A 12,505-nucleotide genomic window follows, 5' to 3' on the forward strand; every position below is an offset into this window, starting at 1 on the left:
GGTGAGGGGCGGCTGAGGGGGCGGGGCGGGTACGAGGCGTGCCGGGAGACCGAAGCGGGGACGCGATGTGCACGCGGTTCGTACGCGAAGTGTGCGCTCGGCGCTAGAGTTATGGCGCCGGAGGTGTCCTCCGTTTGTCTGGCGCGCCTCGTTGAGCAGCATCAGCCTCGGCCGGCCCGCCGTCGACCGCACCCTGTGGACCGTCAGCTGCGGCACCGCGAGTCGTCGCTGGCGCCCCGGCCAATGAGCGGAAATCGTGAGCTTTGGGCCTGCGTGGCTGTGCATGCGGTATGCCGGGGCTCATAGGACTTCCCGGTTCACGTCGGTCACTTTCACGTCCTCCGTTTCCGGGACCCCGAACACTTCGACGTTCATCCCGCTGCTGGTGCCGGTGACCTCCAAAGCCAAGTTGCCGCCCATGAAGCGCAGGTCGAGCCGTGCCCGCGGCGCACCTGCATGGTTCGGCATCCGGTGAATCCGCGATGCCGGGTAGTCCAAACCCGTCAGTTTCCTGTGCATCGCCTGATAGCTGGTCGTCTTCGTGTTCTTGAACGCGTCCCTGATGCGCTGTGCGTGCTCGTTGCCGCTGCACTCGTCGATGCCGGTCAGCGGCACTTCCTTGAGCGGCTCGGGATCGGCGGAGGCAGGGGGCGACTGCGGCGGCTGGGGAAGATCCGAAGGAAGGGGAACCGGTAGGTCGCCGGTGACGTTCGGATCACCCGGTGGAATCTCGCCCGGCCCGTATTCCGGTGAGGGCGCTCCCTCCCGACCGGGCAGATCCTCTGGCTCGGGCGCGACATCATCACCCGAGTTGTCAGGGGCGTCCGGGGCGCAGCCCCGCGTGACGCGGGTGATCAGCTCGAGGAACCGCATCTGCGGATCGTGGCGCGCAGCACCCGGCGGCGTGGTCGCCGGCACGGTCGCTGCCTGCGGGGGGCTGACCGGTGGCGGCGTTCCGAGTGCCGCAGCCGGACAGAATCACGCAGCCGAGCGCGGCCACCAGAAAGGGCTTAGAGAGGGAGATCGATCGCATGCACGCACCATGCAGGGAGCTGAGCACTGCCCACATGAGCACCCATACTCACCTTCACCCGAGTAAGGCTCAGGGCGCTGGTGTCGTGGTGGGAGCTGCTGTGCGGAGGACGACGCGCATGCGGTTCTCGCCACGCCCTGGAGGGGGACGAAGCCGCACAACTCGAAGCCGTCACTGCTCAGGCGCTGGGCGTCGCGGACGAAGGCGACGGTGCGTGTCATGCCGCGCTCCGCAGCGGAACGACCAGCCGGCCGCCCACCTCAAGTGGTGCACCTAAGGGGCCGGGAGTCGGTCACCTGCACGGCGACCTCGACCGATCTGACCGCAGATCTCCTGAAGATGGTCCGGCTTCAGGCCGCCGTTCTCCATGCGTCAGTCGACACCACTGCCGGAGTGCGCCCGACGGCAGCCATTCGCCGAACGGATTCCGCTATGAGTCGGAGGGGGGAGGACTCCGTCGCCCTCTCGGATTTGCCCGGTTGATAGGCGACTGAGCGGTTCGGGACGCTGCGCGGATGGTCGCCACAGGGTGGAACGGGCAGGCACGGCCGGGACGAGCTTCAGGACGAGTGCGGCCGCGCGGGACTCACCCATTTGGCGGCCGAGCATGGCGGCCCTTCCGGCGGTGTCCGACACGGGAAGCGGCATGCTGCGCTGACTCCCGAGCAGTGACCGGCCACAGCCGTTTGCGCGTGTACTTGGGTGCGCAGGCTGTGGCCCGGTGTGTCGGGGGTGGGATGGTCAGGGCTTTGACTCGGTCCCGATCCGGGCTGTCACCGCGGCACAGGCGAAAACCAGCCAAATCTGTGTGCTTGGGCGCGGGTTGTGTGTCTTTGTTGTGTGGGCGTTGTGTGTCGAATCGCCGTGGGGTTGGGCGGGAGTCGGGTGTGAGGGGTCAGTGGTCGGAGGGCGGGAGGTTCCGGCCAGGGCTCCTCACCTCGCCTGGAACGTCTGTACGAACAGGAGGTGATTTCGTAGGGTGTGAGCCGCGCGAGGGAACCTGACCATTCCGCGACTTGCGCGCGCATCAGTAAGCGACCGGGGGAACCGCCGTCGCTCACGGGGGAGGGGCCGCATCGCCATGCCGTCGAATCGGCCATACGCATGCCTGAGGTCGACGCGCCTGACCAGCCGCTGATCGACCATCAGGCAGCCATGCCACCCCTGCTCTTCGGCCGTCCTTCCGGCCCACGCCCCCCAGAGACGCAGAAAGGGATGCTTCGTTGCACCCCAAACCGTGGTTCCGCATGCCCGGAACACGAAGAGCAGGAAAACTGACCTCCGCCGTCACCTCCGTGGCCACCCTGGCCGTCCTGGCCGGTATCGCCGTGCAGCCCGGTCCGACCCGCCTGGGCGCCGAGCCGGCGGCCGACTCCTATCCCTGGTACGAGGACACCGCCGCCGAGCAACTGCGTCAGGACCAGTGCCTGATGGCCGAAGTCCTGCGGCTCGGTGGCCCGTCGATGGCCACGACCGCCCAGGACGGCCTCAACCAGCCGCCGGACAAGCTCCACGCCTTGGCCGATCGGAAGAACTGGGAGCAGACCCCGCTCGCCGTCGCGTACAAGAAGGACCGGGACGCCGCGAGCAAGCAGGCGGACGATCTCGCCGCTCAGCGCAGCGCGTGGGCCAAACCGTTGGACGGCCTGTCGACTCCCGGCGGGTTCACCGTCACCGACTTCCACTGGCCGCCCGACGGTGAGCAGAGCTTCTACAACCAGACCGGTTTGAGCAAGTGGGTCGCCGATCGGTTCTGGCAGAAGGACGACGACTTCTACCAGGACTCCACCCCGGAGGCCGACGACAAGACCCTCAAGGCCGTCGACGGTCTGGGCGGCCCGCTGTACGGCAAGGACCCGGACCCGGCCGGTACGACGCAGGCCGAGTGGAACCGTGCGCTCGCCGAGCGCGACGCCTTCCAGTGGATGCACGGTGGCCCGGCCAGGAACGCGGGAGCCGACGACGCCCGCCTCTTCCTCTCCTCCGGAGGTTTCCCGCGCAGCGCACCGCGGCCGGGCACGCCGGAGTACCGCATCGCCGTGGAGGACGTGAAGTCCCGGTTCGCCGCGTGCGGTTGGCGTGACCCGCTCGACCCGGACGACGTGCTGGGCGACGTCACCGCCACCGCGGCCGGCGAGTGGCAGCAGGAGGTCGCCTCCCAGGCCACCCAGCGCAATCAGATCCTCGACGCGAACGAGAACGCCGTCAACGCCCTCTCCAAGGGCGCGAAGGCCCTCAGCGACATGCTGGGTCACTCCTGGGTCGCCGACCACCTGACGCGCTGGCAGGACTACTGGCTGCCTGGCGGCCTCGGCTGGGTCGGCGACAGCCCCACCGTCATCGAGGTGCACGCCGCGAAGGGCAAGTGCCTCGACGTCCAGGGCGGCAAGAAGGACAACGGCACGCCGGTCCAGGTCTACACCTGCAACGGCTCCGCGGCGCAGAAGTGGGTGCTCTACGGCAGCGAGGACAGCCTTCACCTGCAGAACGTCAACGCCTTCAAGTGCCTCGACGTGGCCGGGAACAACGCGGCGAACGGCACGAAGATCCAGATCTCGTCGTGCAAGGACTCCCCGTCGCAGATATGGGCGTCCGAGCTGCGGGGCGGCACAAGTCTGAAGAACACGGGGACCGGCAAGTGCCTGGACCTGCACACCTTCGACAACGGCAACGACGCCAAGCTGTACACGTGCAACGGCACTGACGCGCAGCAGTTCGACATCAAGCCGACCGGCCATGACGGCACGGACAAGCTCGACTACCCGGACAAGGCACAGTTCGACAAGGCGAAGGCCGGTGTCGCCGCCGCCCAGGCCGGTGCGAAGAAGCAGCTGGCCGAGCTCAAGGCGCAGCTCGCCGTCGCGCAGAAGGCCGCCACCACCTCCGACACGGCCGTGCAAGCCGCCTACGGCATCGCGGACACGGCGGGCGCGCCCCGGGGTCGTGGTCTGCTGGTGGGTCAGCAGAAGGCGCAGGTCACCAAGGGGGCCGTTGCCGCGCTGCAGGCGCTGGTGAAGGCCGGTGAGACCGCCGAGGCGGCCACCCGGGCTTCCGCCGGTGACAGTGAGACCATCGCGCAGCGCGCGTTGGCGCAGGCCGCGCAGGCGAAGGCGGAGTTCCGCAAGGAGGCCGCGAAGACAGCCGAGTTGCAGGCGAAGGCGGCCGCGGACGCGGCGAAGGTGCACCGGGACAACGCCAAGAAGGACAAGGAGACCGCGGAGGCCAAGCTCTCCGACGCGCTGAAGGCGGAGGGCGACGCGAAGGCGGCCGCGGCCGACGCGCACGCCAAGCGGCTCGCGGCGGAGGCCGAGGAGAAGACGGCCAAGGCGGAGAAGGAGAACGCCGCCGCCAAGCGGGCCGAGGCCGCCGAGCACCGCAAGAACGCCGAGTCCGATGCGACCAAGGCCAAGGACGCCAAGGACAAGGCGGAGGCCGCCGAGAAGACCGCCGAGGACCGGCGGGACGACGCGGTCAAGGCCAAGGACCACGCCAAGGACATGCGCGACGACGCGTGGGACGCCGAGCAGAAGGCCGACGCCGCGCGCGCCAAGGCCGACGCCAAGGACGCCTACGCCGACTCCCTCGACTCCGATGACGCGGCCGACGCCGCCCGCGCGGCGGCGAACGACGCCGACAAGGCCGCCGACGACGCGGAAGCGGCGGCGAAGAAGGCCCGCTCGGAGGCCGACGCGGCCACCCAGGCGGCGGCCGACGCCGACGCCGCTGCCACCCGCGCGGAGGCGGCCGCCAAACGCGCCCGTTCCGACGCCGACGCCGCCCAGGCGGACAAGCTGAAGGCGGACGCGGCGGTGAAGACCGCGACCAGCGCGGTCGCCGACGCCATCAAGGCGTCCCAGGACGCCTCCGCCGAAGCCAAGACGGCGGTCAAGCTCGCCGACGAGGCCGAGCAGCACGCCAAGGACGCCAAGACCCAGGCGGACGCGGCCAGCACGGAGGCCGGCAAGGCACTCGCCGCCGCAGCCAAGGCCGCCGGGTTCGCCCACGTCACCGCCCAAGCGGCGGTCGACGCGAGCAAGGCCGCGAAGCAGGTCGCCGCCCCCGCCAACGACGCGATCCAGCTCGGTTCGGCCTACGTGGACACCGACTCGGCGGCCGGCCTGGTCGTGCTGACCGGGCAGGCGTCCAAGACGATCGCCGACCAGCAGCAGGCCGTCGCCGACGCGCACGCCAAGAACGCGGCAGCCGAGGCCCAGGCGGCCAAGGACCTCGCCGACCAGGCCAAGGGCGACGCGAAGGAGGCGTACCAGCACGCGGCCAACGCGGCCCAGTACGCGTCCGACGCCCGCACCTACTCCAAGGACGCCCTCGGGTACGCCGCCGACGCGGCGAAGGCGGCATCGAAGGCGGCCGACTCACTGACCCGCACCGTGGCGTACGACAAGCAGGCCGGTGAGGACGCGGCGGCCGCCGACAAGGCGGCGGGCAACGCCGAGGGCTACGCCAAGGACGCCCGCGATTCGGCCGACGCGGCGGAACTCGACGCGGCCGCGGCCCGCTCCGCGGCATCGCAGGCCGAACAGGACGCCAAGGACGCCCGCGCGGCGGCCGAACGCGCCGACGCGGCGGCCACCGAGGCCGAACAGGCGGCGAAGGACGCCGACAAGTACGCCAAGGAAGCCCAAGACGCCGCAGACCGCACCGAACGCGAGAAGAACGCCCACCGCATCTCGGACGGCACCGCCTCCGGCATAGGCCAGGTGTTCTGGGACGAGAAGATCGAACCGATCGGCAAACCACAGGTTCTCGACCAGGACAACTGCGGTCGGATCGTCCACACCGGCGACTGTGTCATCAAGGCAAAGATCCACTTCAACGTCCGGGTGGACGTCTATCTGTGCACACTGTCGGAGATCCCCGTCACCGGATGTCCGCACTCGGACACGCTGTTCCTGCGGACCCAGTTCATCCCGGATCAGTACCAGACGGTCACCCACACCATCTCCATGGTCGAGTTCAACAGCAACATTGACCCGGTTGACATCCTCCTGCACGACTTCATCGGTTGCGGCGAGAAGCTGACCGGCAACGGAGGAAGTTGGGGGGACTGCGGCTGGGCCGTTTTCGACATCGCCACCATGTTCGATGGCAAGATTGTCAAAATCGCTGCGGATGCGGTGAAAACGCTGGACGTCGCCGTGCGGACCCGTACCGGAGTCATGGAGGCGTGGCGGGGTCTGAAGGCCTCAAAACTCGAGGCGGATGCGCTGGCGGGGATCAGCGAGGCGGAGTTGAAGAAGCTCAGCCCCGGATGCCCGAGCAACAGCTTCCCCGCGGGAACCCGGGTTCTGCTGGCGGATGGGACCTCCAAGCGGATCGAGGAAATCGAGGACAGCGACGAGCTGCTCTCGACCGACCCGAACGCGGACGTCAGCCGCTCGGAGTCGGTCACCGCGACGTTCTCCCACCGCGCGGACCGGCTCGTACGGATCACGCTTGCCGACGGCGGCAGCCTTTCCACCACGCCGGGACACCTGCTGTACGTCCCGGACCGAGGCTGGGTCATGGCTGCCGACCTGCACCTGAAGGACCTGCTGCGCACCGCAGGGGGCACCACGCAGGCCGTGGTCGGCATCCGCTCGGTGAACGCACCGCAGCGGGTGTGGGACCTGACAGTCGCCGGGCTCCACACCTTCTACGTCAAGGCCGGCACCGCCCCCGTCCTGGTGCACAACTGCGGCGACCGTTGGACCAGCCACGGCAGCCTGCGAGACCATTTCATCGATCACGGTGCGGAAGTGGGCGCGCAGTCAGAACGGGAGTACGAGGCGGGCGCGGCCTTCCTCGCTTGCGACTGTGATCCGAACGAGGCGTCGATTCTCCGCAGGTTCGACTCCTTGACCCAGACGGCGACCTATTTCGACACCCAAACCGGGGAGATCGCGGTGAAGAGCAAGAAGGGACTTGTCACCTACTTCAAGCCGGACCGGGGAGTGGACTACTTCAACGACCCCCTCCGCGTTCAAGGCGAGGTCGTCCCGACGGGTAAGGACATCCCGTGGAAGTAGAGAACATGTATCCCTGCCCGTGCTGCGGCTATCTCGTCCTCGACGAGGGGCCCGGGTGCTACGAGATTTGCCGGATCTGCCGCTGGGAGGACGATCCAGGGCAGCTGCGCCTGCCTTGGTTGTCCGATGGAGCGAACAAGACCTCGCTCATCGACGCCCAGCGTTCGTTCGAGAAGACCGGCGCGAGTGACCCCCGCCGCCGGAGCTGGGCCTCCGCCCCGCAGGCACCCGACAAACGGGAACCGGGCTGGAGACCCTTCGACGTCACCCTCGACGGGGGGCCGGACGCCAAGACGGAGTCCGCCTACTGGCCCCCGGACAGGACCACCCTGTACTGGTGGCGCCCGACATACTGGCGCAAACCCACGTCGTAACACCTCTCCATGAGTCCACACGGGCGGCTCCCCACAGGGGAGCCGCCCGCCCCTTACAGCTGACGAAGCCGGACAGGATCGCCTCGACTGCCTTCTGCCGCCAGAGCAGAACCGGCTGGCCGACGGCCTCGCGACCGCCAGCGGCATGGGGACAAACTCGGCGCCATCCGCGCACGCCCGGCAGTCGCAGAAATCTCGGCTGCGTTCGGCCCTGGAGCCCGTGGCGTCGATCTAGCGCACCAGGTCCGGCTACCGCATCGAAGGTGCGCCAGCAAGCCCGCTGGCCGCGCCCGCCCTTCGTCCCCGAACGGCCTGCGCTCTCTGAGCCCAAGGCCCAACTACCTGCAGCGACCGTCCCGGCCGCCCTTCACAGGCAAGATGAGCCCATGAGCGAAGCATGGGGGCCGTCGTCGCAGCAGCCGCGGCTGGCGTGTTCAGCATCATCGGAATCCTCGCCGGCCTCTACGTCGGCCGCCGCCAAACCGTCGACCAGGCGTCCGTCGAGCACGCCCAGTGGCTACGCAACCAGCGGCAAGAGGCATACCTCCAATTGGTGGACGCCTGGGAAGCAGCCCTCGATGACTTGCGGGCCCACCAGAACGCCTGGGACGACCGCGTTCAGGAGCACGGGAGGGTCAGAGCCCAGGATGCACCGTGGGCGCGCGTAGCGGAGGGCACAGAACGGGTGTGGGCAGTGCTGCGCCCGAAGATGGAGCGTGTCGAGCTGCTGGGTGTTCCGCGAGGTACAGAAGCTTTTGCCGCACTGTACGAGGCGTGGCGGGACTTGGACGATCACTTCGACGCACAGGCGGGCCAGGAGCCTTCTGCTGCGGACTGGGAGGCGTGGAGCCGGGTGGTGGCCCGGGCGATTGTGGCTCGGCAGAACTTTCTCGTAGCGGCGTCGCAGGCGTTGCGGACGCCTCCAAGCCCGCAGGGCGAGTGACCGTGATCTCATCCCGGGCTTTTGGGTCGCCACCGCGGGCTGCGACGGCTTGTACTCGGCGGTGCGGGTGCACTGCGGGTGGTCGAGGAAGAGGCAGCGGGGGAACGGAAGTCCCCGACTCTCAAGATCAGGACGGGGTGTGGGTGCTCCGCAAGTGATCAATCAAGGCATCCCGCGTCTCCATCAACCGTTGAGCAGGCTCAACGAGAGCCGAACCATCGCCCAGCCGCCCAGCCTCAGCAACCAAGCGGTAGATCGGGGCGATCTGTCTCTCAAGCGTGGCGATCAGGCTGAAGGCGCTGCGCGGACCGACGATGCGGGCCACCGTGCCCTGCCGTCGAAGCTGACCGATGAGGTCGTCGATCCGATCCGCGACCGCTCGCATGTCGACGTTTTGGCCTTCGTCGATCTGCTCAGCGGTCTGTCTCAGGGTGCGGGCGATGTCAGTGGCGACCTGCAGGAGGTCCGTAAGTGACTCAAGCGAGCGGACCCGCTGTTCGTTTCGCTGGGTCTGGCGCCACTTGTTGTGTTCGAGATACACGTTACCCAGGAGTGTGAGCGCGACTCCTGCAAGCGCGGAGGCCACAGGGATTACCTGCCCTGCTATGTCTGCCACAGGAAGAGTGTGGCAGGACCTAGTGCAGCGCATGGCAATCTGAGCTGAAAACGGCGGTGCACCTCCCAGGAAGCACGCCGCAACGGCTACCTCACCTGACCGGAAAGGTCTTCGCCCAAGTCTCGAAGGCGCTGGCGTGGCGGCCCATCGCCGCCTTCCACGGGGCGTTGTCTGCGCGGGCGTTTTCCGCCCAGGCGGCCGCGTTGGCGGCGGTGAAGGCCTGCAGGGCCGGCCCGGGCGCGTTGCGCCAGGACGGGAACTGGCGGGCGGTGCTGTCAGCTGAGGTGAGCGAGTGACCGGCCTCGAGCAGGCGCAGGATGAGTACGGCTGGGTCGATCCATGCTGCGCCGCGCGTGGGCGCCACGCCCAGTCGATGAGGTACGCCCGGTTGTTGATGAGGACCGGCAGGTCGGCGGAGTCCGGCGCGTAGTCGGCGGGCCGCCGCCCCCGAGGACTTCGTACCCGAGAAGGTCCCAGCCGGCTGTCTCGGTGTGCGAGTACAGGCGAGGGCAGGAGCGGGGGAGGTGCGGGGCGATGGCGGCCTCGCGGCGCTACGCCGGCGCCTGGGGTTGATCGAAGGGGCCCTTGACTACGTCTCACGGCCTGGCCGCCCGTCCGACGGTCATCCCGTAGGGGTCCGGTACCGGTATCCCCGGCGTGTTCGCCGTGCCGGACGAGTCCACCGTGGAGATCGTCAGCTCCCAGCAGCACGGAACCTGCCCCGGGATGCCGGAAGCGGCCATCAAGGGCTGCGACGCCACGTACGACCTGGTCGTCAACTACGAGGCCGACTTCTACCTGTGCACCGACGACCAGGCCCAGGCCACGGCCGACGGCTGTCCCAAGTCGGCGTGGCAGTTCCTGCAGCGGGCGACCCTGAAGAACGTCAAGATCGACAACTGGCAGCACCACTTCTCCGGCAAGGACATCGTCCGCGCCGGGTGGCAGAGCCTCTTCGGAGACGTGCCAGGAGCGATCCTGTTCTCGTTCTTCGCCGAAGACCTGATGGATTGCCTCCACGGCAGCAAAACCGCCTGCGCCTGGAGCCTCGCCACCTACGTCCCGGTCGAAGGCCTGCTCACCCCGATCGCGCGCGCCGTCAAGGCCCTCGACGCCGCTGCCAGGACCGGAATCGGCTTCGAGGACGCCTACAAGGCACTCCGCGCCCTCGACGGGCTGTCCGAGGCGGCCATCGTCAGCATCGGCAACAAAGCGCTCAACCTGCTGAAGAAAGGCTGCGTACACGAGTTCGCCCGCCGTGGCATTCGCGCAGCGGGCGGCGGCTACTGCAAGTGGCTGGAGCTCGGAGGTCCTGGCACCTGGATGGCGGAAACCGAGAACATGGCGCAGGCCGACCGCGCCTACGAACAAATGGTGACCAACGGCGTTCCGTCAGGGATCTCCTACAAGGTTCCGGCGGACTGGCGAAAGAGTGGGTACGTCAAGTTCGACGGCTACCAGGACGGCGCTCTCATCGATGCCAAGAACCAGGCGCTGAACGATCGGATGTTCACCCCCGACGGCAAGCTCCAGAAGTGGGTCACCGAACCGGTCAAGCAGGCGAAGGACCAGGCCCGAGCGGCAGGCGACACGCCGATCATCTGGTATGTCTCTGACGAGCGGACTGCCACGGCCTTCAAGCACATGATGATCGACAACGACCTCAAGACCATCACGGTCATCTACCGGGCCGGCCCCCAGTGAGACACCTCCGCGTGCAGAAAGAGACGTTGTGTGAGCTACAGCCCGTCGATCTACAAGTTCGTCGAGGGCAGCGATGCGCCCGTTCCCTTGGACATGGAGGTGGTGCGCTCCGTTCTCACTCCCTACGACGTGGGTGATCCCGACCGGACGGTGACGGAGGACGGGAGCCTGCAGTACTGGGTCAGGGCCGCGGACGGCAGTGAGGCCGAGATCTTTGTCGACCGGACCAGCATCCTTGTGGAGCGTCCGCACTCAGGTCCCGGTGTCTTCGCCATCGTGGCGGAACTCGCCGCACGGCTGGCAGCCGTGATCTTCGATCCGAGCCGGGGCACGTTCTTCTGCGGCTCCGAAGCGCATGCGCACCTTCCCGTGGACATGCGCCAGGAGGCCGTACTGATCGACATGACCGGTGACGCGGTCGAGGCCGCGCTGATCGGACCACCGCTTTCCTGAAGCGCCGGGGCATCACCGACGTACCTGGCGTGGACCTGGGCGGCTCCCCAACTGGGGAGCCGCACAGGCATTGCACCCGCCGCCGCGCGGAACGACATCCCGCCCGCGATGGCATCGGCCACAGCTCCGTGTGCTTCGAAGGCCGCCTCACGGTTGCCTTCCGATGTTCACACCGCGCGGCCCTTCACCGAAGGGAGCCATTCGTCGCCCGTGTGCCAGGAACGGCGGGAAGCCCAGGCGTGACCGCCTCGGACCACACGACTCCTAGGGCCGCCGAAGTCCGTTCGATTTCCGCGGCCAGATACGGCCGGGAGTCGGTCCGCAGTGCGAGCTCACCGGCATTGCGCAGCTGATGGTTCCACTGCACACAGCGACGATGGGCTACAAGGCGATCTACCCGGCCGAGACCATCGAGGCTCACCGCGCCTTCATCGGCCGTCGCAGGGCTGCCCGGCCCAGTGAAGAGTATCGGACCCCCACCGAGGAGGAATGGGACGCTTTCCTCGCGCACTTCGAGAAGCGCAAGGTCTCCATCGGCACCTGCGGTCGCGCCTTTTTAAGCCCTTGTGTTCATGAACACGCTTGCGTTCGTTGCCCGCTTCTCCGGCCGGACCCGGCCCAGCGCGGCCGGTTGGAGGAGATTCGCGACAACCTCGTCGCCCGCATCGCCGAGGCCGAGGCCGAGCGCGAGGGCTGGCTCGGGGAGGTCGAAGGGCTCAGGGGCAGCCTGGCCGGCGCCGAAGACAAGCTTGCTCAGATGGACCGACGAGCTTCCGGCCGTACGGCGATCGACCTCGGCATGCCACGCATAGCCCCAGCTGGGAACGGCTTCGCTGGCACAATCACTGGATGACCAGCAATGACATCCGGTTCGACTGCCGGCAGCGTGGCGACGGCGGCCCGCTCGTGATCGTCCCCCGCATCGACGGAGCACCACTCACCGAGCTGATCGACGGATTCGAGATCGCGGCCGGGATGCAGCCCGCAGGCGACGCCTATGGCGGTCTGATCCCGGAGTTCTTCCGGTTCGGCCCGATGCAGGATCACTTCCTCGGACGGTCCACCAACGCGATGGGGCCGAAGACACCCGTTCTCGGTTGTGAATGCGGCGAGTGGGGATGCTGGCCCCTCATGGCCCGCATCACCGCGACGACCGACTTCGTGACCTGGGACGCCTTTGAGCAACCGCACCGCGAGGCCCGCGACTATGTGGCGTTCGGTCCGTTCCAGTTCGACCGTCACCAATACGATGGCGCCTTGCGGGCCCTGAGCGCGGTGATCGGCTCCGACGTCGACGACACGCGTGCATGAGCGCCACCAGGCGCGGCCTGTTGGGCTAAGGGATGGGGAAGCGGT

The 12,505-nt window shown here is 68.2% G+C and carries 10 protein-coding genes; 7 read left to right on the top strand and 3 right to left on the bottom strand.

Annotation, left to right across the window (positions count from 1 at the left end; all coding sequences use genetic code 11):
- Positions 1–300 precede the first annotated feature (300 nt).
- Complete coding sequence (locus V7E45_RS14120; RefSeq protein WP_333774482.1) at positions 301–918, bottom strand: hypothetical protein; 618 nt, start codon at positions 916–918, stop codon at positions 301–303.
- 1,362 nt (positions 919–2,280) lie between these two features.
- Here V7E45_RS14120 and V7E45_RS14125 point away from each other — a divergent pair.
- From V7E45_RS14125 to V7E45_RS14135, 3 genes are all read left to right on the top strand, one after another.
- Positions 2,281–7,059, top strand: coding sequence for a ricin-type beta-trefoil lectin domain protein (locus tag V7E45_RS14125; RefSeq protein WP_333774483.1), 4,779 nt, complete (start codon positions 2,281–2,283; stop codon positions 7,057–7,059).
- A gap of 5 nt (positions 7,060–7,064) precedes the next feature.
- Complete coding sequence (locus tag V7E45_RS14130) at positions 7,065–7,433, top strand: CPCC family cysteine-rich protein (RefSeq protein ID WP_333774507.1); 369 nt, start codon at positions 7,065–7,067, stop codon at positions 7,431–7,433.
- 397 nt (positions 7,434–7,830) lie between these two features.
- Positions 7,831–8,376: a hypothetical protein gene (locus V7E45_RS14135; protein ID WP_333774484.1), complete on the top strand. Its 546-nt coding sequence runs from the start codon at positions 7,831–7,833 to the stop codon at positions 8,374–8,376.
- A 127-nt stretch (positions 8,377–8,503) separates the two neighbouring features.
- Here V7E45_RS14135 and V7E45_RS14140 read toward each other — a convergent pair whose 3' ends face one another.
- Together V7E45_RS14140 and V7E45_RS14145 are read right to left on the bottom strand one after the other, a co-directional pair.
- On the bottom strand, positions 8,504–8,917 hold the full coding sequence (locus V7E45_RS14140; protein WP_333774485.1) for a hypothetical protein: 414 nt from the start codon (positions 8,915–8,917) through the stop codon (positions 8,504–8,506).
- A 166-nt stretch (positions 8,918–9,083) separates the two neighbouring features.
- On the bottom strand, positions 9,084–9,356 hold the full coding sequence (locus V7E45_RS14145) for a hypothetical protein (RefSeq protein WP_333774486.1): 273 nt from the start codon (positions 9,354–9,356) through the stop codon (positions 9,084–9,086).
- Between the two features lie 293 nt (positions 9,357–9,649).
- Between V7E45_RS14145 and V7E45_RS14150 the strand changes: the two genes are divergently transcribed.
- The 4 genes from V7E45_RS14150 to V7E45_RS14165 all read left to right on the top strand — a co-directional run bounded on the left by V7E45_RS14150 (position 9,650) and on the right by V7E45_RS14165 (position 12,460).
- The gene (locus V7E45_RS14150; protein ID WP_333774487.1) at positions 9,650–10,696 is read left to right on the top strand and encodes a Tox-REase-5 domain-containing protein; all 1,047 of its coding nucleotides are present in this window, start codon (positions 9,650–9,652) and stop codon (positions 10,694–10,696) included.
- A 30-nt stretch (positions 10,697–10,726) separates the two neighbouring features.
- Positions 10,727–11,149: a hypothetical protein gene (locus V7E45_RS14155; RefSeq protein ID WP_333774488.1), complete on the top strand. Its 423-nt coding sequence runs from the start codon at positions 10,727–10,729 to the stop codon at positions 11,147–11,149.
- A gap of 376 nt (positions 11,150–11,525) precedes the next feature.
- On the top strand, positions 11,526–12,002 hold the full coding sequence (locus V7E45_RS14160; RefSeq protein WP_333774489.1) for an integrase: 477 nt from the start codon (positions 11,526–11,528) through the stop codon (positions 12,000–12,002).
- Positions 11,999–12,460 carry a hypothetical protein gene (locus tag V7E45_RS14165; protein WP_333774490.1) on the top strand — a complete coding sequence of 154 codons (462 nt, stop codon included), beginning with the start codon at positions 11,999–12,001 and terminating at the stop codon, positions 12,458–12,460. Before V7E45_RS14160 ends, V7E45_RS14165 begins: the two co-directional genes overlap by 4 nt.
- Positions 12,461–12,505 lie beyond the last annotated feature (45 nt).

It is taken from the genome of Streptomyces sp. IBSBF 3136 (genome assembly GCF_036815105.1).
GTDB lineage: Bacteria > Actinomycetota > Actinomycetes > Streptomycetales > Streptomycetaceae > Streptomyces.